Origin of the sequence: Bacteroides fragilis (genome assembly GCF_019583405.1) — a bacterium.
Classification (GTDB): domain Bacteria; phylum Bacteroidota; class Bacteroidia; order Bacteroidales; family Bacteroidaceae; genus Bacteroides; species Bacteroides fragilis_B.
The window spans coordinates 57,707-82,136 of record NZ_SZUU01000003.1 but is presented as its reverse complement, the minus strand read 5'-3'; the positions used below and the strand labels follow the sequence as shown (position 1 = coordinate 82,136).

At 39.5% G+C, this 24,430-nt stretch carries 11 protein-coding genes; 9 read left to right on the top strand and 2 right to left on the bottom strand.

What is annotated here, in order from left to right; genetic code table 11:
• Positions 1–132: 132 nt before the first annotated feature.
• Together FDF36_RS07645 and FDF36_RS07640 are read right to left on the bottom strand one after the other, a co-directional pair.
• A complete protein-coding gene (locus FDF36_RS07645; protein WP_005775675.1) occupies positions 133–1,119 on the bottom strand; it encodes a FecR family protein in 987 nt (328 codons plus the stop codon).
• 124 nt (positions 1,120–1,243) lie between these two features.
• Positions 1,244–1,819, bottom strand: a complete 576-nt coding sequence (locus FDF36_RS07640) for an RNA polymerase sigma-70 factor (protein WP_005810129.1) — start codon at positions 1,817–1,819, stop codon at positions 1,244–1,246.
• Between the two features lie 891 nt (positions 1,820–2,710).
• Here FDF36_RS07640 and FDF36_RS07635 point away from each other — a divergent pair.
• The 9 genes from FDF36_RS07635 to FDF36_RS07595 all read left to right on the top strand — a co-directional run bounded on the left by FDF36_RS07635 (position 2,711) and on the right by FDF36_RS07595 (position 24,341).
• Positions 2,711–6,022 carry a TonB-dependent receptor gene (locus FDF36_RS07635; RefSeq protein WP_005810137.1) on the top strand — a complete coding sequence of 1,104 codons (3,312 nt, stop codon included), beginning with the start codon at positions 2,711–2,713 and terminating at the stop codon, positions 6,020–6,022.
• A 13-nt stretch (positions 6,023–6,035) separates the two neighbouring features.
• Positions 6,036–7,802, top strand: a complete 1,767-nt coding sequence (locus FDF36_RS07630) for a RagB/SusD family nutrient uptake outer membrane protein (protein WP_220390945.1) — start codon at positions 6,036–6,038, stop codon at positions 7,800–7,802.
• Between the two features lie 295 nt (positions 7,803–8,097).
• Positions 8,098–11,508 carry a TonB-dependent receptor gene (locus tag FDF36_RS07625; protein ID WP_220390944.1) on the top strand — a complete coding sequence of 1,137 codons (3,411 nt, stop codon included), beginning with the start codon at positions 8,098–8,100 and terminating at the stop codon, positions 11,506–11,508.
• Between the two features lie 28 nt (positions 11,509–11,536).
• Entirely contained in the window at positions 11,537–13,297 is a 1,761-nt protein-coding gene (locus FDF36_RS07620; protein WP_005775680.1) for a RagB/SusD family nutrient uptake outer membrane protein, read from the top strand.
• Between the two features lie 314 nt (positions 13,298–13,611).
• Positions 13,612–16,929: a TonB-dependent receptor gene (locus FDF36_RS07615; protein WP_220390943.1), complete on the top strand. Its 3,318-nt coding sequence runs from the start codon at positions 13,612–13,614 to the stop codon at positions 16,927–16,929.
• A gap of 21 nt (positions 16,930–16,950) precedes the next feature.
• Positions 16,951–18,588: a RagB/SusD family nutrient uptake outer membrane protein gene (locus FDF36_RS07610; RefSeq protein WP_220390942.1), complete on the top strand. Its 1,638-nt coding sequence runs from the start codon at positions 16,951–16,953 to the stop codon at positions 18,586–18,588.
• 17 nt (positions 18,589–18,605) lie between these two features.
• On the top strand, positions 18,606–20,135 hold the full coding sequence (locus FDF36_RS07605) for a DUF6057 family protein (RefSeq protein ID WP_220390941.1): 1,530 nt from the start codon (positions 18,606–18,608) through the stop codon (positions 20,133–20,135).
• A gap of 11 nt (positions 20,136–20,146) precedes the next feature.
• A complete protein-coding gene (locus FDF36_RS07600; RefSeq protein ID WP_220390940.1) occupies positions 20,147–21,583 on the top strand; it encodes a TolB family protein in 1,437 nt (478 codons plus the stop codon).
• A gap of 106 nt (positions 21,584–21,689) precedes the next feature.
• Positions 21,690–24,341, top strand: a complete 2,652-nt coding sequence (locus FDF36_RS07595) for a beta-glucosidase (RefSeq protein WP_220390939.1) — start codon at positions 21,690–21,692, stop codon at positions 24,339–24,341.
• Positions 24,342–24,430: the final 89 nt, after the last annotated feature.

The window sequence follows — 24,430 nt, the reverse complement described above, 5'->3', positions numbered from 1 at the left end:
ATTTAGGTTTAAAATTTGATGTTTGGTATAAGTTCTAAACGAACTTGGTATAAATCTTATCTTTTGTCCTGTTTTCCAAGTTCCGTATGAACTTAGCTTTTATTACTATTTTTTTATTTCTTAAATCGTGTTCTACTTAAGTTCTTCGAGAACATAGTAGTCATTGCTTATTAATTTATAATTTAATGGCGCACTATGCGACATAATATTCAGAATCAGATCCAATGGTTCATTTCGCAATGTGAATGTAAAGCGATAATGATCAGCCACTTTCTGTGAGCAATCGATCTTTTGACCATACCATTTCTCTAAACGAGGTAAAATCATGGCCAATGTTTCGTTCTTGAAACTCAATCGTCCTCCAATACGCCAAGCAGAATATGAATTAGCATCTACATGATCTATACGCACATCACCGTTTGCTTGGCAAGTCAATTTTTCATTCGGACGAAGAATGTATTCTCCTTTAATTTGCTCTTTGTTATCCTTAGGTTCTACCCTAACTTTGCCATTGAGCAATACTGTTTCTACACTTTCGTCACCATCAAAACTAAAAACCTCAAATGCTGTCCCTAAAGCTGTAACATCCATATTCTTGGTTTTTACAACAAAAGGATGTCCCTTATCCGGATGAACATTAAAAAAAGCTTGTCCTGAAAGAGTTACTTCCCGCTTTTCTCCGGAAAACTCTTTAGGATATGTCAAACGACTTCCAGCATTCAACATCACCAATGTACCATCTGCCAGTCTCACTGAATCCATGGATTGGCGTCCTGAATTCAGAACATACCAAACTTTTGGATCTGATTTTCTGGATAATAACATTAAAGATAATGTTCCGCAAATTAGCAATAATGCTATGGATGCTACCCAGCTATACCGATGTAAGCTTTGCCTAAAACGTCCGCTTTTTCCTTTCTTTATTTGGTGCATAACGTTTGTTAGCATTCGTTCTTCCTTATCGACATCGGTATACATATCAGAAGTCTGTTCCCATTGACTATAAATTGCCTGATTCACAAATTTATAGTTATTAAGTTTTTCTCGCTCTTCCGGCGATAGGCCATCAGTCAGCAGCTTCTTTATTATATTCTTATTTCCTTTTGTCGCTTGTTTCATCTTTATTACCTTCTTATTACCTATCTATTTATAAATACACGCAACACCATAACATCCCCCAAAGAAAATTTAAAATCTTTAAAATAAAAGGGAAATCATGAAATAAGCTCTCTATACCTTATTATTATAGAGAAAGAAATATGATAAATAAATAGATGTTTTTACGTAAAAATTTTAAGGCTTCATTAATATGTCGCTCTACAGTTTTCTCACTGATAGACAGCCGAGTAGCTATTTCTTTATAGCTAAGGTGCTCTTCACGGCTTAAGTGAAATACTTCTTGTTGCCGAGGCGTCAGTTCAGAAATTAATTTCTTTATATAGGCCTGAAGATCGGCTGCATCCATTTCATCTTCAATATCATATTCAACTTCTGCACTACTGAGTATAGTCGTTTTATACGCATTTTCATTGAAACTTTTACGAAATTGATTAAAAATTATATTGCGGGTTATAATAAATAGAAATCCTTTGAAGCTTTCATTCTCTTTCAAGAAGATACGTGCCTCCCACAATTTTACGAAGACCTCCTGTACCACTTCTTCTACTTCAGCCATAGAAGATAGGTATAAACGGGAAAAGTTGTGAACTTTAGGCCAATACATTCTGTATAGAGCAGTAAATGCAGCTTCGTCCCCCAGTTTTAATGATACAATAAGCTCTTTCTCGGTCATAAATCTATCGGTGTGATGTGCAAACATACAATTTTTTAGGGAGAAACAATACAAATTTTAAAATAAAAATAGAGGATTTATAGCAAATGGGCGCATTTGAATATAAAAAGATGTGTTTAAATAATAATGATTATAGAAATATAAAAAAGATAGTAAAATTCATTTTAGGTTGACATAAGGGAGAGGATCTTTATATTTAGCTAACTCAGACTTTCTTTAAAAAGATGCTATAATAATTTCTTCTTGAATAAAAATACTATTATCATGCAATATAAAATTGCCTTTTTAAGTAAAAATACATTTTATTGCAGGATCTTATTCGTTTCCTGAATATAGGAAATTAATTCTCTATCTGTACGAAGTTAATATCCTGTTGACAAAACCTTAATTCTTTATTTATACGAAGTTAACATCTTAAAAAGTTAGAGTTCAAAAATCTGCTTTAAGAAGCTATTTACTAATTTTTCCCGTTTACATTTCTACTATCATAAATCATCGTTAATTCACTTAATACATATCATTAAAGAGCTATATCGTTTGTTTTATCGAGCAAATACACAAAATTGGAGGCTTTATCCTATCAAATATAACTTTCTCTAACAGCAACACAGCTGTTTTTTTCCTCAGATCTTTGGTTCGGGTGCTAAAACCAGCAATACAGATGAGATAGAAAATACAAAATGATAAAAAAGCATGAAATAATCAAAATGTAAACAGGACCCAATAATAAAAATAAATAAAGGATAAAAATGCAATAGTTCTCGAAGAACTTAAGTAGAACACGATTTTACACCCTAAAAAGATTCAAATAAGAAAATTGGAAAAAACAGTGAAACATGTTAATCAAGCACGGGATTCTTAAAGGGCAACACCTATTATTTGTTAAATTTAAATTATAATCTAATAATTATGGTATTTATGAAAAAATGCAATCAAAAGTGGTTTAATCCACAAAAAGTAAAAAAGCAAATAGCAATTGCTGTTGCTATTAGTTTAGTTTGTGCAATACCTATCAGCACATTTGCACAAGTACTCAAATTCTCAATAAAAAAGAGTAACACTTCTATCCAATCGGTATTACAAGAGTTAGAAAAAGGAAGTGAATATACTTTTTTCTATAATGATAATCAAGTGAAGTTAGATAAAAAGGTTTCTATAAATGTAGAAGATGCTCCGATAGAAGTTGTTCTAAATCAGATATTTGAAAATTCCGGGTACTCTTATAGAATAGTAGAGAATCAAATTGTTATATATACAATCCCCACCACAACTGCGCAACAAACGGTTCAACAGCAAAAACAACAAAAAGTGACCGGTGTAGTAAAAGATATTGCAGGAGATCCTATAATAGGAGCATCTATAATAGAAAAAGGATCTTCTTCAAACGGGACTATCACTAACGTGAATGGCGAATTTTCTCTTATAGTAACGGGCAATGAACTCCAGGTTAGTTACATTGGATATATTCCTCAAACCATTAATCTCAAACCGGGGGTAAGCTCTTATAATGTAATAATGAAGGAAGATACCAAAACATTAGATGAAGTAGTGGTAGTTGGGTATAGTACACAAAAGAAAGAGAGCTTGACTGGTGCGCTACAAACAGTTAAGAGCGATAAACTAAAAGATATTACTACCCCTTCAGTAGAAAATATGTTAAACGGAAAGGTTCCGGGAGTATATGTAGCTCCAGGGTCGGGACAACCCGGGTCAGGAGGAGCTGTCGTGATTCGTGGACAAGCAACTTTAAGTGGGACCACTGCTCCATTATGGGTTATTGATGGAGTGATTGTTGGTTCAAATGCCGGTGCTTTGAATCCAAGTGATATAGAAACAATGACTATCCTAAAAGATGCTGCTTCTACTGCTATTTATGGTTCACAAGGAGCCAACGGCGTTATTCTGGTAACAACCAAAAATGGTAAAGCAGAAAAGATGACAGTAAATGTCTCTGCAAAAGTTGGTATCAGTAAGTTAGGGAGAGGAAATATGGAAATGATGGATGGAGCGGAGCTATATGATTACTATAAATCATTCTCAAATCAGGAAGCGATTACTTTTTCACGTTATAATGATGAACTGCGAAATTGTAATTTCGATTGGTTTGATTTGGCTGCCCAAACAGGAGTTACCCAAGATTACAATGTTTCTTTATCCGGAGGTAATGAGAAAATCAGATCTTTCCTTTCCATCGGTGTCTATGATGAAGAAGGAGCAGTGAAAGGCTATGATTACACACGATATAACTTCCGGTTAAAAACAACCTATAACCCCTTTGAATGGTTGAGTATAAAACCTGCACTGGCAGGATCGCGACGGGATATTGAAGATAAACAGTATGATGTTACTTCCATGTTCCAAAGACTGCCATGGGATAGTCCTTTTGATGAAGAAGGGAATTTGGTTCCCAATAGATATACAGGATGGGTGAACAGTTCTAATAGCAATTATCTATACGATCTGCAGTGGAATAAATCGAACTCTACCAATTATGAATTTATGGGTAATTTAGATTTTGATATTAGAATTACTGACTGGCTGAGTTTTTCATCCGTCAATAACTATAAATACATAGGCTATAATTACAGTGAATATACAGATCCGCGCTCAAGTAGTGGAGAGGGAGTAGATGGGCGTATGCGTGAATATCAAACTACCACTGTACGTCGTTATTCTAACCATATCATACGTTTTAACAAAATGTTTGGTAAACATTCAATAAATGCGTTGGCTGCTTATGAATTCAACGATTATTGGGCTAAAGCAACAGATATGTATGGAATAGGATTTATTCCCGGTTTCGAAGTATTGGACGTGGTAGCTAAACCGGAGAAAGTTGGTGGTAGTATTAGTGAGTGGGCGGTACAGTCTCTTTTATTTAATGCAAACTATGCTTTTGATAATAAATATCTGGCACAACTATCGTTCCGTCGCGATGGAGCCTCTAATTTCGGAGATAATGCAAAATATGGAAATTTCTTTTCTATCAGTGCCGGATGGAACATTAATCGTGAGAAATGGTTTCATGCCTCTTGGGTTGATGTATTGAAATTACGTATATCTTATGGCTCGGTGGGTAACCGACCAAGTTCACTTTATCCCCAATACGATCTCTATTCAGTATCTTCTAAATATAACGAAGAATCCGGAGCCTTGATATCACAATTGGGCAATAAAGACCTTACTTGGGAAAAGACTTATACTACAGGCATCGGAGTTGACGTAGCTTTTTTTGATAATCGGTTGAGAGCAAGTTTTGACTGGTATAATAAGTACACAAGTAATATTCTATATGCAGTACCCATTTCCGGATTAGTAGGAGTGACAAGTATGTGGAAGAATATTGGTGAAATGCAAAATCAAGGATTTGAATTGTCCATTGGCGGTGATATTATCCGTACGAAAGACTGGGATTGGAATATAGAAATTAACTTGGGACATAATAAGAACAAATTAAAGAAACTCTATAAGACAAAGAACGCTGAGGGACAATTTGTAGAAAAGCCAATTATTATTTCAGATGGAACATCGATTGCAGGTACAGCCAAAAGAGTATTACAGCCAGGTTATCCATGTGATACTTATTATCTGAAAGAATGGGCAGGTGTAAACCCGGAAAATGGGGCACCTCAGTGGTATAAAACCGTAGAAAATGAAGATGGAACTTTATCACGTCAGAAAACAAGTAATTATTCTGAGGCTGATCAAGTGAAATGTGGAAGTTCATCTCCAGACATCTTTGGAGGATTTAGTACGGTACTCCGCTGGAAAGATATTGATCTGAATGCAGTATTTGGCTACTCTGTAGGAGGGCAAATCTATAATTATTCTCGCCAGGAATATGATTCAGACGGAGCATATAACGATCGAAATCAAATGAAACTTCAAAAGGGATGGAATCGTTGGGAAAAACCGGGAGATATAGCTACACATCCGGTGGCTTCTTATAGTAATACGAGTAAGTCGAACAGTTCTTCCTCGCGCTATCTTGAAAAAAATGACTATCTTAAATTGAGATCATTATCAATCGGTTACAACCTAAAATTGCCTCAATATTATATTAATAATATGAGAATTTTCTTCACTGGAGAGAACCTGTTCTGTGTTACAAATTACTCAGGCGTAGATCCGGAAATTCCGGCCAGTGATGGTTCTGTAATAGGTACTGCATTACCTTCGGTTTATCCAACTGTACGTAAATTTATGTTTGGGCTTAATTTAACATTCTAAAAGTAACGATTATATGAAAAAAATAATAACTCTACTATGTGCGGTTGCCACTTTAACCGCTTGTGACATAGACAGACTTCCTTATGGTTCAATGTCAGCCGAACAAATAACTCAGGATCCTACCTCTTCATTAGAGTCACTTGTAAATGGATGCTATGCACAATTAAAAAGTTGGTCGGATCCTATGCATCGTTTAGGGGAATATGCGGGTGATAATATGGCGAAAGATAAATCATCAACGGATGCCTTTTTCGATTTTATTTCTTATTCCCGCGATGCTGATAATTATCGTCTACAAAGCTTTTGGGACTCCGGATACAAAGCTATTGCACAAGCTTCGAATATTATTAAAATGATTGATGAAGGACAAAGCAAAACCATTGATTATCAACTGGGTGAATGCTACTATATCCGTGGTATGATGTATTTTTATCTTGGACGTGCTTTCGGACGTCCTTATTGGGACAAGCCGGAAGGACATATGGGAGTCCCTATTGTAAACGGTACGCCAGACGATGTGAATAATCTTAATCTTCCTGATCGTTCGACTGTTCAAGATACTTATGAACAAGCTATTGATGACCTGAAAGCAGCGGCCCGATTGATGGAAAATGGAGAAACCAAACGAGAAGGTCCTGCATATGCATCTAAAGAAGCGGCATGGGCCATGTTGTCTCGTATTTATTTATTTATGAGTGGAACTTATGAAGCACCCAATAGTGAAAATGCCCAGTTGGCCATTGATTATGCAACTAAAGTCATTGAAAGCACCACTGATGAAGGTGGACTGAAATATGAGTTGCTCTCCCGTGAAAATTTTATGCGATATAATACATTCATGCCGGAAAATAATAAAGAATCTATTTTTGTAGTAAAAATCATGGCATCAGAAAAGCCGGATTATTGGAATTCTATTGGTGGAATGTATTCTTATGCTGGACAGCAAGGCTGGGGAGAAATGTATGCGAGTGCCAAATACATGGATTTATTAAATGAACAGGGACGTAACGATTGGCGTCCTGACAAGAAAAAGATTGTAGATGCACGAGCAAATTTCATTTCACCAAGCTACATCACGGATAGTGATGGTAAATATGTTGAAGTATTCCGTTTCATAAAGAATGTATACAACAAAAACAACATACATACAGGATATACATATGTACAATTGCCCGTTTCTAAAAGAGGTAACACTGTGACTTGTAAAGAGGGGGAAACTAATTACACATTGTCATTAATAAACAGTAGTGAAGAAAAATATTCAATCAGCTATTCAGACGGTCAAATCTATCACGGTGTTATTGATTATGAAATAGAACTCTCAAGCGGGCAACCCAAATTCTATATTCTCAAATGTTCGAATGAAGGAACTGCAAGCGGAGAAGCTGAATCTCAATTACATTCTCCTGTCATCTCTCGTTTAGGCGAGGTTTACTTGAATCGTGCAGAAGCATATGCCAAAAAAGGTGATTATCCTCATGCACAAGCAGATCTGAATATCATTCGTGAACGCTCTTTACCCGGCGGAGGTTATAATGACTTAAATGCTTCCAACGCTAAGGCGCGAATAGAAAAAGAGAGACAATTAGAGCTGGCCTATCAAGCAGAACGTAGTTATGATGTATTTCGCAATTGTGAAACATTAACTCGCAAATATCCCGGAGTACATGATGCCATGCTTGAAATTCCTGCTACAGACTATCGGGTTATTTATTTTATTCCACAAAGTGCTATTAATTCTTATCCCGGAACCTTAACACAGAATCCGACCAGTAATTAGAAGCGTTTGACGAAACGTACTTCAATAGATTTTCAATAAAAATGTGAGGCTTATCTATAACTAAATAGATAAGCCTCTTTCTATATGTAATACGATTATTATTAGTTGTCTTTTTGAAATTGCCCTTATACCAAGTTCATACGGAACTTGGAAAATTCATCATTTTAAACCTAAATAAAAAGAAAGAAATGCACAAAGAAAAATGACAACTTAGTTAGCCGAGGTACGTTGGTACAAAAAGAATCATGTACCCTCTTTATCAATCAAAATTACAATCTAATAATTAATCGTATTTATGAAAAAATGCAATCTGCGGTGGTTTAACCCGCAAAAAGTCAAAAAACAACTGGCGTTTGTTTTGGCAATCTGTCTGGTTTGTATGGTGCCTGTCACTACCTATGCCCAAATTCTTAAAATATCCATGAAGAGGACTAATGTCTCTATTCAAAATGTGATACGGGAATTAGAGCAAAAAAGTGGGTATACCTTCTTTTACAATGACAATCAGGTAAAACTCAGTAAGAAAGTTTCTGTAGATGTTACGGATGCACCTATTGAGAAAGTATTGGATCAGATTTTTAATAACTCCGGTTATACTTATAAAATAGTAGATAATCAGATTGTTGTTTCGGCAGCAAAGATAGAAACTTCTAAAACATCCTCTCTCCAACAACAGAAAAGTGTACGTATCACGGGACAAGTGAAAGATACTGCCGGAGAACCGATTATTGGTGCTTCTGTTGTAGAAAAAGGATCGGCAAGTAATGGTACAATTACTGATATGGAAGGAGGTTTCAAGTTAACAGTATCAGGTAATGAATTGCAAATAACCTATATTGGTTATATGCCACAGACCGTAAAAATTCATCCGGGAGTAACCAACTATAGTATCACAATGAAGGAAGATACCAAGACTCTGGACGAAGTGGTAGTGGTAGGTTATGGTACACAAAAGAAAGTAAACTTAACCGGTTCGGTAGCTTCGGTTAGTACTGATGAAATCAAAGACCGCGTACAGACGAACGTGTTGTCGGCTGTGCAAGGTACAGTACCTGGAGTAACCGTTATTTCACGTCCCGGACAAACACCAAGTATTAACTTCCGTGGACGTGGTAACTTAGGAACTTCGTCACCTCTCTACGTAATCGATGGTGCAATTGCGGATGCCACATTCTTTTCTAACCTTGATCCAAATAGTATCGAATCTATTTCTTTCCTGAAAGATGCTGCTTCATCGGCCATTTACGGTTCACGTGCGGCCTATGGTGTAGTATTGGTAACTACCAAACAGGGAAAAAATGATAAAATGAACGTTTCGTACAGTGGTTACGTAGGTTTGAGTAACCCTACTTACAAACCGGAGTACGTCAATTCTACCCAATATGCAGAGTTGTACAATGAGGCTCTCTACAATTCCAATTCAAAAGGTGGAAAATACCAAGGGTATACCGAGGAAGAAATTGGCTATTTCAGAGATGGTTCTAAACCAGACTTATATCCAAACACAGATTGGAATGATCTGATATTAGACAAAAATGTACTGACCACTCAGCATTCCTTGGATTTCAGTGGTGGAACAGATAAGATACGTTACTTTATCGGTTTGGGCTATGTGTATAAAGACAACATGATCCCCGGACAAGATAGCCAACGTTACAACTTGAATACCAATCTGAGTTCAGATATCACCAAGTGGCTGACTGTAAAGGCAGGAGTAAAATATATCCGCAATGATTCCGACCGTGATTGTGGCGCACCTTCATTGGCCAGTTTCTCAATGGTACCGGTTACATTCGTTGCAAAACAGTCAAATGGTGATTGGGGAACTGTGAACGGAGGTCAATCAGCAACAAGTAGCTTCATCACAAACAATCCACTCCGTGCATTGAGCAAATCGGATTGGAGTAAATCAAAAAGTGAAAATACCATGTACGATCTCGGTTTTGATATCAAACCGGTAAAAGGGCTTATTATTAGCGGACAAGGTGTATTCAAAGGATATGAATATAAGAGCAAAAGTTACACCGCCTTACAACCTAATGCCATAAATTACTTTTCCGGAGAAGAAATAGTTGGAACCGGAGTAACCAAAAATAAAATGAGTATGGACTGGCAGAGTACAAATACAATGCTTTATACGGCGACAGCCAGATATGACTGGTCGAATGATAAACATTCAGTAGGAGCATTGGTAGGTACATCTTACGAGCATTATAAATATGAAAGACTGGCAGGATCACGTGAAGAGTTTCCATCTGACGCATTAACAGATATGGAAGCCGGCTCTACGTCGGGAGCAGGCTATACCAATGGTGCAGGTTCATCAGAATATAAGATGTTGTCTTATTTTGCTCGTGTTAACTATACTTTGATGGATCGGTATTTATTGGAAGTAAACATGCGTGCAGATGCATCTTCACGTTTCCACAAAGATCACCGTTGGGGATATTTTCCTTCATTCTCGGCTGGATGGAGAATGAATGAAGAAGGCTTCATGAAAGACATCGAGTGGATCAATAATCTGAAAATCAGAGCTTCTTATGGTACTCTTGGTAATATAAACAATGTAGGAAATTATGATTATTTTCAGAATTACAGCAGTGGAAACCATTATAATTTCAGTGATTCGCCCGTAATCGGTATCGGTGAATCCAAACCTGCTAATGAAACGCTCGGTTGGGAAAAAGTTGCTTTAACTGATATTGGTTTGGATTTCGACATTTTCAATGGACTTCTGGGTGTAACAGCTGATTACTATATCAAAAACACAAGTGATATTTTGTTGGGATATAATGTACCTACAGAAACCGGTATCACAGCTGCACCTTCACAAAACATTGGTAAAGTGAAAAACACAGGTTTCGAATTAGCCTTGAATCACCGTAACAAGATTGGAGCTGTTAACTACAGCATCGGAGCTAACATTGCTACCAATAAAAATAAAATTACCAACTTAGGCGGTTCGGACAATATTATTCAGACCAGCAGTTATATCGTGAAGTATATCCTGAAAAAAGGGGAATCAATCGGTTCTTTCTATGGATTTAAAACAGACGGACTGTATACTCAAGCTGATATTGATGCCGGGCATTACTACACATTAAGTGGAGTAGTACCTAATGCAGGTGATGTTAAATTTGTTCCTCAACGTGACATCGAGTACAAACAGGAGATCACAGACGAAGATCGTACTATTCTTGGTAAAGATGTGCCCGACTTCACATATGGTGTAAACTTAAGTCTACAATATAAAGGTTTTGAATTCAGTATGTTTGGACAAGGAATCAGTGGAACTAAGGTAGCATTTGACGTATATGGTGTTCACCCATTCTACCATGGTCAGGATAACCCAAGAAAATACCATCTGAAGAGATGGACAGAAGAGAATCCAAATCCATATGCTGCTTATCCTCGTCTCTACTCGGCAAGTAGTGTACACACAACTTATAATCGTAATTTCAGTGATTATCATTTGTTTGACTCGGACTATTTCCGTTTCAAGACTTTGTCATTGGGATATACGGTACCATCTGCCACAGTGAAGAGCTGGGGATTGCAGTCATTGAAGGTATATGTAACAGGAGAAAACCTGTTCACAGTACGTGCTGATAAAAAGATGGAAGACTTTGATCCGGAAACAGCCGGTGGTGTGATTTATACGCTGGGAACCAAATCGGTAGCATTTGGTGTAAACATATCATTCTAAAATCATTCATTAAAAAATAGAATTCACAATGAAAAACAATATAAGAAAAATTGCATTGGGATTATGTCTCACAGGAGCGTTAACAGCCTGCGATTTAGATGTGGTTCCACCTGCTGACATTGCAGCAGAAAACTTTTGGCAAACGGAAAAAGATGCATGGTATGCTTTAAATACCTGCTATTCTACATTGGATGGTGTAGACATTTGGGATGAATTGTGTACAGATAATGCACATAGCCACAAACCTTGGGAAGGAAACTTCGAAATGGTACAACAAAACGGTATAAGTACAGCCAATGGATATGGAAGCTACTATTTTGGTACCGTTCGTGTAGTGAATAACTTTATTGCTAATGTAGATAAATGTGCAGTCAGTGATGAACTAAAAACACGCATGAAAGCAGAAGCACGTTTTTTCCGCGCTTTAAGTTATCTTGATTTGACCACGAAATTCGGAAAAGTTCCGGTAATTACGGACGTTTTAGCTTATGACGCACCGAATGTTAAACGTGACGAAGTGGAAACTGTCCGGAAGTTCATTCTTGACGAATTGGCAGAAATAGCGGAAATCCTTCCTGATAGTTATAACGGTAGCTACATGTATGAAACAGGACGTATCACTCGTGCCGGTGCTCTGGCCCTTCGTGCACGTGCCGCCTTGTATTTTGGAAATTACGCCGAAGCAGAGTCATCTGCCGGAAAAATCATTTCTGAAGGACATCATTCTCTATTCCGTGTGTCGTCACTCACCACAGCGCAACAAAAAGAAGCCAACGAAATGGATGCTTATATTGATTATGCAGCCAAAGGTATCGATAAAGATAAATTCGTGAAAGGTATGTTCAGTTATGAATCATTGTGGCACAAAGGTAACGCATCTCCCGCCAATCCGGAGTATATTGTAACACGTGAGTACATGGCTGATGCAAACAACTATGATTGGACAAGATATACATATTTCATACCCAAATCATTCTCTCAATACGACGGATACTGTTCTTATGAACCGATGCAGGACTTAATTGACGCATACTGGGATGTGGATGGTAAAACAATGCGTAATGACATCACTATGGAACAGCGTAAAGAACGTTATGCCGAAATATGGAAAGACTTTAAAGATATGAGCCAATCTCAATTCATTGAAAAAGTTCCGCAAACGGATATTATGAAATACGACTATATGAAAGAATTCCGCAATCGTGACAGTCGTTTATATGTATCTATGATGTTCCCTTTCAAAGGATGGCATGAAACTGTTAAAGGCACATTCTATTTCCGTTGGGATCCGGATCTGATAAATAAAGATGGTAATGAATCATGGACGGGATATTTTTATCGTAAAATGGTTACTCTCGATCCTTATGATACTTGGACTGCTGAAGAAGATTATCCGGTGATTCGCTATGCTGAAGTATTGCTGACATACGCAGAAGCACGTATCCAGAACTCCGGATGGGATACAGAAGTACAGAAAGCATTGAATGACCTGCGCGATCGTTGTGGTATGCCGGATGTACCGACTTCCATGCCTTCTAAAGAAGAAGCTCTGGCTTTTGTACGTAATGAACGGCGTATTGAATTAGCGGCAGAAGGCCATCGTTTTGATGATATACGCCGCTATGGAAACGACTATTGCAGCAAGGCTATGAATGGTCCTTCTTATGCTCCAAACGGATATGTTGTAATCAACAAAGTTTGGGATGAGCGTTTGATGCTTATGCCTATACCTCAAGGTGCAATTGACTTGAATCCATTGTTGAAAAACGATCAGAATCCGGGATATTAATTTAACACACATTATTTATTGAGGGTTAAAGCCCGTTCATGGTAATACATGAGCGGGCTTTTTTATGTCCCAATTTATGATATTCAGAACTGCAATTTCCTCATTTATAACCATTCAGGTGATAACCGGTTTTACATCTCTTCTGCCCAAGTTCGTTTAGAACTTATACCAAACATCAAATTTTAAACCTAAATTAATAAAGAAAAGAATGAGAGAGAAACCGTAAATGACGTTAACCTGGTGCAGCGATGCTTTAGAAGTGTCCTGTGCTCACTTTATCAATCAAAATTACAATCTAATAATTAATCGTATTTATGAGAAAATGCAACATGCGGTGGTTTAGTCCGCAAAGAATGAAAAAGCATCTGGCTTTTGCTTTGGTAGTTAGCCTGATAGCTATGGTACCTGTGAGTGCCTTCGCTCAAGTACTAAAGATTTCAATGACGAAGACAAACGTATCCATCGAGAGTGTACTTCGTGAACTTGAAAAACAAAGCGATTACACTTTCTTCTACAATGACAATCAAGTAAGACTGAACAAGAAAGTATCCATCAACGTATCCGACGCTCCGATCGAAACAGTATTGAACGAAGTTTTCAAAAACTCGGGATATACCTATAAGATTGTAGACAATCAAATCGTAGTGTCTACTGTGACTGCAGCTGCCAAGGATGTGCAGGCTGTTCAACAGCAGAAACAGAGAAAAATTACCGGAGTCGTGAAAGACGCAATGGGTGAAGCCATCATCGGAGCATCAGTAGTAGAAAAAGGTAATCCAACCAATGGTACGATTACTGATATCGATGGAAAATTCAGTTTAACTGTAGGAGGTAACGAATTGCAAGTTACCTATATCGGCTATATGCCTGAAATCGTTTCTTTGAAAGCGGGGATAAGTTCTTACAACATAACGATGAAAGAAGATACTAAAACCTTGGATGAGGTGGTAGTAGTAGGTTATGGTGTACAGAAAAAGGCTAACTTAACAGGTTCTGTATCATCTATTAATGCAGAATCGCTGGAATCTCGCTCTGTATCAAGTGTTTCTGCTGCAATGGCCGGAACAATGCCCGGTGTAACAGCTATCCAATCTTCTGGTGCTCCCGGATTGCAAACCGGTACGATTACCGTACGTGGTAAGAACTCCGTAAACGCTGCCAATCCGTTGGTTATTGTTGATGGTGTCCCGGGTAGCATGAATACAATTGATCCTCAAGACATTGAAAGTCTGACAGTATTGAAAGACGCTGCTTCGGCTGCTATTTATGGCGTACAGGCCGCTAATGGTGTAATCCTTATTACAACCAAAAAAGGTAAAAAAGGACAGGATGCCAAAGTGTCATATTCAGGAAGTGTAGCATGGGCAACCCCAACTACTAAACTCAATTTCCTTGGTGCGGCAGACTATGCTATGCTATACAATGAAGCAGTAAAAAATGAAAATCCCAATGCCAGTCTACCTTATAGTGATGAAGACATTGAACTCTTCCGGAATGGAACTGATCCAATTGGACATCCCAATACAGATTGGTATAAAGAAACATTCAAGAATTTCGCCTTTGAACAGCAACACAATTTCTCAATCAATGGTGGATCTGAAAAGACAAACTACAGTGCATCTGTCGGTTACCTTTATCAGGGTGGTTTAACAAACGAAAATGACTACAATCGTTTTACAGGTCGTATTAATGTTGAGTCTGAAATTAGCAAATGGTTCTCAGCCGGACTGAATGTATCCGGATATAGAGGAACACGTGAAGACGGTGCTGTAGGCTTCGGAACACTTATGAGTGAGGTAACCCGTAATAGCCCGACATTGCCGGTATACAATGAAGACGGTACATTTAACTATAGTGGAAAAGCCAACCCTGTAGCCGAATTGGGAAGAACTGGTTTCTATCGTCAAATGGACCAGCAGTTAAATGCTATCTTGCATGCTACTGTACATATCTTACCGGAATTGAGTGTTAAGGGATTATTCTCTGTACGTAACGATATTCGTAATATCGATTATTTCAAGAAACATTATTCTTATGGTTCAGGATCAAATATTTCTGATTCTGGTCTGAGAGAAGGATATGATAAATATTATATCTGGAATGAATACACTTCACAATTATTGGTAAACTACAACAAATCCTTCCAAAAGCACACTATCGGTGCATTGTTTGGTTTTGAGCAATGGGAGCAGATTTATAAATACACAGAAGCAACACGTAAAGGTGGTGGTAGTGATGAACTGACCGAATCATTGAATACACTGGACAAATCATCTCAAACCAACTCTGATGGTGGCACAGAACTAGCCCGTCGTTCATATTTCGGTCGTATCCAATACGATTATGCTGACAGATATCTGTTTGAAGCAAACTTACGTGCAGATGCATCTTCGCGTTTCCCGAAAGATAATCGTTGGGGTGTATTCCCTGCTTTTTCTGCCGGATGGAGAATCTCAGAAGAGAACTTCATTAAAGATAATCTGGATTGGATGAGTAATCTGAAGTTACGTTTAGGCTGGGGACGTACCGGTAACGAAGAGTTGAGCGATATCTATCCTGCTGTAGCAACTTATGCTTATGGATCTTATATGTTCGGCAACACACTGAATACAACCGCTTATGAAGCCAGATACGTAAACAGTGCACTCCAATGGGCAACAGTAACCAACTATGAAATTGGATTAGATGCAGGATTCTTAAATAACAAACTCGGATTTGAACTTTCTGTTTACAAGAAAAAAACAGATGATATGCTATTGAAGCTCCCGGTACAAGGTATTCTTGGTATGTCGGCACCAGTTCAGAACGCAGGTAGTGTAGAAAATACAGGTTTCGACTTGAATATTTTCCACAATAATCGAATCAATAAAGATTTTAGCTATGCAGTTAATTTAAACCTCGCTTATGTAAAGAACCGCATCACGAACCTTGAAGGAACTGAAGGAGAAGATCCTGACAATAACAAATTGTGGCGTTTGGAAGGTTATCCTATCGGCGCATTCTATGGCTACAAAGCAATTGGCTACTTTAATACGGAAGAAGAATTAGCTAATGATCCCAAACGTACCGGTACAGAAAAATTAGGTGATATTAAATACGCCGACTTGAATGGTGACGGTAAAATTGATGCAGCCAATGACCGCACAGTAATTGGACAAAACTTCCCGAGTTGGACCGGTGGCTTAAGCATTAATTTATTCTGGAAAGATTTTGATTTCTCTGCATTGTTCCAAGGTGCATTTGACGTTGATAAATACTGTGAAGCCGAATCTTCATACGCATTCTATAATGGTGGTAAAGTGCTGAAAAAACACTTGGATCGTTGGACACCCGAAAACCATAACGCAAGCTATCCGCGTATTACCAAAGATTCACAGACCAACTTCGTAACTTCTTCTTTCTGGTTGGAAGATGGCTCATATGTTCGTTTGAAGAATGTTTCATTAGGCTATAACCTACCTAAGAGTTGGTTGAACAGAATCGGTGTTAGCAGAATCAAAGTATATGTAGCCGGTGAGAATTTATTGACATTCTGTGGTCTTGAAGATATTGACCCGGAAGAATCGAGCACACGTGGATGGTCATATACCAACGTGAAGAAAGTTTCATTAGGCTTAAAAGTTTCATTCTAAATCCTCAATACTATCAAAAATATGAAAAAGAATTACTTATATATATTTGCAACAGCCCTTGTAGTAGGGTTCAGCTCTTGTAGCGACTTTCTGGATCGCTATCCGCAGGAGGAACTTTCTGACGGTAGCTTCTGGAAAACGCCGGATGACGCAAACAAAGTAGTATCAGATCTCTATGGCTATCTGTCTACTTGGGATCAAGACAACGACATAAACTCCGACAACGCCACAATGGGTATCAAATGGGCGGCAGGCAATGTTTCAAAAGGTATTTATGACCCAGCAGATCAAGGTTGGAGCGGTGATTATGCCAATGTTCGTCAGTGTAACCTGATCCTTTCTAAAATCGATGAAATTCCTGATTATCCTGAAGCAGATAAGACAAAAGCATTGGGACAGGTATATTTCTTCAGAGCATATATCTATTTTAATCTGATTCGCTCATTTGGTGACGTTCCTTACATTGATAAGCCATTAGACTTAAAAGAGATGGATGGTATAACACGTATGCCGAGAGCAGAAGTCTATGAAAAAATAATGGCTGATTTTGACAGAGCTATCGCTGCTTTGCCAACAGAATGGGGAGCTTCCGATTACGGACGCGTCACTAAAGGTGCAGCTATGGCTATGAAGGCAAGAGCGGCTCTTTATTATGGAAATTGGGATACTGCAGCTACAGAAGCTAAAAATGTAATGGATCTGGGGCTGTACGAACTGTACGATAAGGATAATACAGGTAAATATGCAGAGCTATTTTGGGAAAAAGCTGACGGATGTGATGAATTCATCCTTGTCACTCAGTTCAACTATCCGGATAAGACCCATTATCTGATGGGATGGGAATGTTTTCCAACAAAAGGCTGGGGTGGTATGAACCCCACTCAGAGTTTGGTAGACGCATTTGAAGACAGTGAAGGAGCTCCTATCAGCAAATCTAAAGTATACGACCCGACAGATCCGTTCAAGAACCGTGATCCGCGTTTGGAAGTAGACATTCTGCATGATGGTGAAGAAATGTATGGTGTAACAATAAAAGTTGCTCCTTTGGCCTCAAGTGGTAGTACCGGTATCAATCAGCACAATGATGCTACAGAAACCGGATATTACGGACAAAAATGGTTAGACCCAAGTCTCGATCCTCAGTCAGACGGTTGGAATATGGGTAAAGATTGGGTTCACATCCGCTATGCAGAAGTACTTTTGACTTATGCTGAAGCTAAAAACGAATTGAAGGGATTAGATCCGGAAGCTTTTGACGCAGTGAATCAGGTTAGACGTCGTGTAGGTATGCCCGAACTCCAAAATACCAATGCAAACTTACCAACTTATTGTGCAACTCAGGATGACCTTCGTCAGCGTATCCGTAACGAATGGCGTGTAGAGTTCGCACTAGAAGGAGGAAAACGTATGTGGGATATTCGTCGTTGGGGTATTGCAAAAGATGTACTAAATGCTCCATTTGAAGGATTAAAATATAAGATTGTAGACAATCCGAATGATCCCGACAAGAAAGTAGATGGTGGAAAGATGTGTATCCTCTATCAAGGAGAGCCTATTAAATTGGTAGGAAGCAGATACTCGGACAATAACTATTTGTTCCCCGTACCTCAGAGTGAAATAGACTTGAATCCTGCCCTCACACAGAATCCGGGTTATTAATAATAGTGTTTTAGACAATGGGGGCATTCTATTTGGGGTGCCCTCATTTCACTTATTATCTTCCACCTATACTTATGAAACGGTTACCGTATCTACTTTTCACCCTCCTTTTTATCATCTATTTCCTTTGTTACCAAGGGGTGCTGTCACATGTGATATACTATCACGAACAGCATCATTTGTTTCTATTCTCTAAAGAATATTTTCTTAAGCAGATTCATACGGAAGGACTGCTTAGCTATCTGACTGATTTCATTATTCAATTCTTTTACATGCCTGCATTAGGAAGTGCTATATTAGCCGGTATATTGGCGGGAATCTATCTGTTGACACATTACAACATAAAAAAAATAACCGGACAACCGGACATACTGCAATTATCATTGATCCCATCAGTATCCCTTTTCATCTATACGCTGCCTGTAGATCATTCACTGACTCTGATTATTGGAGCATTCTTAGGACTTCTGATGCTTGGCTGCATATCTTTTCTCACATCGAGGATATGGAGAAACATTACACTGCCCCGAATAAATATTCGCGGAAAGAAAAAAAAATTAATTATTTCTACGGTCATCATAACCATATATGCCATTGGAGCTTGCTATATATTCATACATTCATATAATATGCCCGAACGCATTATGATAATAGCGGAAAAAAGTGTAAAAGAAAAGAATTGGGAAAATGTACTGACACAAACCGAAAAATATATCAACTCGGGAAGAACCAACCAGCTGATCTCTTACTTTCATAACTTGGCTCTGTATCATACGGGAAAATTGCCTTATCAACTATTCGATTACCCACAAAAATTAGGAGTCAAGGCACTATACTTCCCATGGAACAGCAATAGCCGTGAGAGTGAGTACGGACATTTTATATATGAAGACTTAGGATACATCAACGAAGCACAGCGGTGGGAATTCGAAGCAATGGTGGTATGGGGAGAAACCGCACCCCATTTGCTTAACCTGGCAAGATACAACATAGCAAACAAAAGGCCTGAAGTGGCACAACGGTTCATCAATCTCCTAAAGCAGTCCCTCTTCTATAGGAGAGATGCCGAGGAATTGGAAAAACAGCTTCATGCAGGCAGTGTACCGGGTCTGCGCCTGGCACTTGAAAACAATAAAGAACGCCCCATACGATTTGCAAACGTCATCAATATAGGACCCGAATTACAATATCTGTGTGAGCAGGACACGACAAACAGAATGGCTTTTGAATACCTGATGAGTGACCTACTGCTGAGCAATAACGTAGTACGGTTTGTGAATAACCTGAAGTTCATACGTAATTTCAATTATCCTCAAATGCCACCCGTCTACGAAGAGGCGCTCTATATCTATAAATTAGGGATAGATGAAGAAACTTTTTCAAAATCAGGATTCAACGTCAGCGAAAAGACGGAAAAGAGATTCCAAAGGTATTACAGCCTATATAAAAACAGGGAAATGCAGAGGCTGAAAGCGGAGTTTGGAAATACCTACTGGTATTACCTGAACTTCATCAGTCCGTATGGAGATAAAATCATAAGGAACTAATATGTAAAGACATGAAAACAATCTATATACTTCTTATCATGGTTCTCAGCTGGAGTCTGCAGGCATGCACACCCCAATGCGGCAAACCGGATGCCTGCACGGACAGTATTCCCCGTATATATCCCGATTATGCGGGAGTCACATTCCCGCTGAATATTGCACCTCCCAATTTCAGGATCGGGGAGAATGCGGATGCCTTCCAGACGGAAATAGGCACAGGGAAGACTGCGGACATCCTCTACACAAGCAAGAGACCCGAAGTGATTATACCGACAAAGAAATGGAAGAGACTTCTCCAAAAGGCGGCGGGAAAAGACATCTTTATCCGAATCACCCTCTTAAAAAATGGGAAATGGACACGCTATGCGGATATCAAGAATACCATATCGAACGAACCGATAGATGAGTATCTGGTCTACCGGTTGCTGTACCCGGGATATGAACTATGGAACGAGATGGGGATTTACCAGAGAAACCTGACTGGCTATGAAGAGACTCCGATAGCGGAGAACCGAAATTTCGGCAAACAGTGCATCAACTGCCATACATTCAATCAAAACTCTCCGGAAACCATGATGGTACATGTACGGGGAAAGTCGGGAGGGACACTGATATGCAAAAACGGAAAAGTGGAAAAGGTAAACACCAAACCCGAGGGATTCAAGAACGGGGGAACCTATGCGGCCTGGCATCCTTCAGGAAGATATATTGCATTCTCAATGAATGAGATACAGCAATTCTTCCATTCATCGGGACAGAAGCCCATCGAGGTATCCGATCTGGCCGCCGACCTGATGGTTTATGATACGGAAAAGAAAACATTCCTCACTGACTCACTGATATGCGGAGAGCAGTACATGGAAACATTCCCCAACTGGACACCGGCCGGGAAGACACTGTATTTCTGCCGGGGAAACGCTTATAAAGAGAAGATGCCGCTGGATAGTATCCGTTATGACCTGTGCAGGATCGGATTCGACCCGGAATCCGGTAAATTCGGTACGCCGGAGTGTGTGTACAGAGCCTCCGCACAGGGAAAAAGTGTTTCTTTCCCAAGGATCTCACCGGATGGAAAATACCTGATGTTCACTCTGTCGGATTATGGAAACTTCTCCATCTGGCATCCGGAAAGCGAACTTTGTCTGTTGACAATGGATACAGGAGAAATACGGCTTTTAAATGAAGTGAACAGCGACGATGTGGAGAGTTTCCATACATGGTCATCATCCGGACGCTGGTTTGTTTTCAGCAGCAAACGGTTGGACGGACTATGGGCTCGCCCCTTCTTTGCCAGTTTCGATCCGGAGACCGGAAAGGTGGGAAAACCTTTCCTGATGCCGCAAAAAGACCCGGACTTTTATGACACGTTCACTAAAACTTATAACCTGCCGGAATTGATTAAACAACCCGTAAGAAACGGAAATGAAATGATAAAAGCTATACATTAATTTAACACACTTTATTCTGAAAGAGAGGGCTTTCTATTTTGCAGGAAGCCTTCTTTTTTAGAACTTTGCAACATCACTCAATAAACATTTAATTCAGAATAAACACATGAAAAACATTTTCTTTACCTTGAGTCTGACTATAGGACTGCTTCTTCCTGGCAAGCTACATGCCCAAAGCCAGTATCCATTTCAGAACACGACATTATCCACTGAAGAAAGAGTAAATGATCTTATCCAACGAATGACCCTCGAAGAAAAGATTGATCTGCTTTCCGGATACAATGATTTCTACCTGCATCCCTGCGAACGATTAGGCATACCGGCATTCAAACTGGCCGATGGCCCGCTAGGCGTTGCATCCTGGGGATTATTCGGACGTGCCACCGCATTTCCATCGGCACTTTCGCTGGCTGCCTCCTGGAACAAAAATCTGGCAGAGAAAACAGGAGCAATGTATGCTCAGGAATGGCGTGCAAGAGGCATTCATTTTCTCTTAGCACCCGGAGTCAACAACTATCGGGCTTCAAAAGGAGCCCGTAATTTTGAGTATTTTGGCGAAGATCCTTATCTGGCATCCGAAATGGTAGTACCTTTTATAAAAGCAGTACAAGACGGGGGAGTTATTGCCACCATCAAACATTTCGCTGCCAACGATCAAGAGTTTGACCGATACACTGTCAGTTCCGAAGTATCCGAACGTGCCTTACAAGAAATCTATCTGCCTCCTTTTAAAGCCGCTGTACAAAAAGCAGGTGTCAAAGCCGTCATGACGGGTTACAACTTAGTGAACGGAGTACATTGTACTGAAAACAAACATCTGATCGATATTTTAAAGAAGGATTGGGGTTTCAAAGGTATGCTAATGTCAGACTGGGCATGTACCTATTCCGCCGACAATGCCGCAAACTACGGTTTGGATCTTGAAATGGGCAGCAATGACTGGTTCACCCGCAAAGAACTTCTCCCACTCATTAAAGAAGGAAAGGTTACAGAAGAAGTGATCAACGATAAAGTACGCCGCATTTACGGTGCCTGTATTTCAATGGGATTTTTCGACAGGCCTCAGCAAGACACCGATATTCCGACTTTTAATCCTCAAGCCAATCTGATGGCTTTGAATACCGCTTGCGAAGGAATCATCCTGTTAAAGAACGAACAGAATGCATTGCCGATCCACCAGCCTAAAGTGATAGCCGTAATCGGACCTACTGCCAATCCGGCTATCGTTTCAGATAGAATATACAATGTAAACAGCATCGTTTACGGTGGTGGAGGAAGTTCGAAAGTTCATCCCTGGTATGTAGTATCAGCGTTAGAAGGTATCCGTCAAGAGTTTCCGGAAGCAACCGTACTTTACACGGAAGGAATATCCAATCAATTCAAACCCAGTTTATTCCGTAACAGTAAATTCCGTACGAAAGAAGGTAAACCCGGACTGGAAGCGAGCTATTATGCACTATCTTCCGACACTTCTGCCACACTCTCGGACAAAATGATCCAACAACAAGCAGTAGCGGCAGGAAGAACCGTAAGCGTTAATCAATCGGCCGACCGAACTGTAGAAACCAATAAAGAAGAAACCGGATTGGTTATCCGACGCACCGACCGCACAGTAAATTATGAATGGTGGGGATATCCTTTCAACGAAAGTAAATTGGGAAATGATTATCGGGTATGCTGGGAAGGATATGTAGATGCCGAGAAAACAGACAGTATCCGATTCTTTGTCGACGCACAAGGTGCCTATCGTCTATGGATAGACGGAACATTAGCATTGGATGCCTCTCAATCTCAATCATTCGATGTTCGCAATACCGCAATTTCCGCACAAAAAGGGGATGCCAAACATATTCGGCTGGAGTTCTGCAACCAACGCAGTACACCGGCAGAGATCCGGATGGGATATGCTTATCAAAGTGATATTGACTTTTCTGAAGCGAAACGACTGGCTGCCAAAGCCGATCTGGTGGTTTTCTGTGCCGGACTGGATGGCAGTATCGAACTGGAAGGGCGCGACCGTCCTTTCGACCTGCCTTACGGACAAGATATGTTGATTCAGGAACTGGTAAAAATAAATCCTAAGCTGATAGTTGCCATCCATGCAGGAGGCGGAGTAAACATGACCCGATGGATCGATCAGGTGCCTGCGGTAGTACACGCCCTCTATCCGGGGCAGGAAGGCGGACATGCTTTAGCCCATATTCTTTCGGGTAAAGTGAATCCGTCAGCCAAACTTCCATTCACTATTGAGAAAAAATGGGAAGACTCACCTGCCTGCGGTCATTACGATGAAACTCGTAAAGAAAAGAAAGTATATTATACTGAAGGAATATTCACCGGTTACCGTGGATACGATCAAAAAGGTATCGAACCCCTTTTCCCTTTTGGATTCGGTCTTTCGTATACCACCTTTGACTATTCGGACCTCAACATCCGTATGACGGATAAAAAACAGAAGCAGCTCGTCGTTTCATTCACCGTAACCAATACCGGACAGCGAGACGGATATGAAGTCGCTCAACTTTATGTACGCGACATGCAATCTAAAGAGCCACGTCCCTTGAAAGAATTAAAAGGTTTCGACAAGGTATATCTGAAAGCAGGAGAAAGCAAACAGATAGAAATCGGTTTGAGTGAAGACGCATTCCAGTATTTTAACGCCAAACAAAACCGATGGGTATTTGAAAAAGGTGAATTTGAAATTCTAGTAGGCGCCTCCTCTAAAGACATCAGACTGGCAGAGAAAATAAAAATGTAGTATTTATCAGAAGGAAGGCGTGTCGGAACTCACTACAGAGGACACAGAGTAGCACAGAGTGAATTTCCCGTCATTGGTTATCAACACTC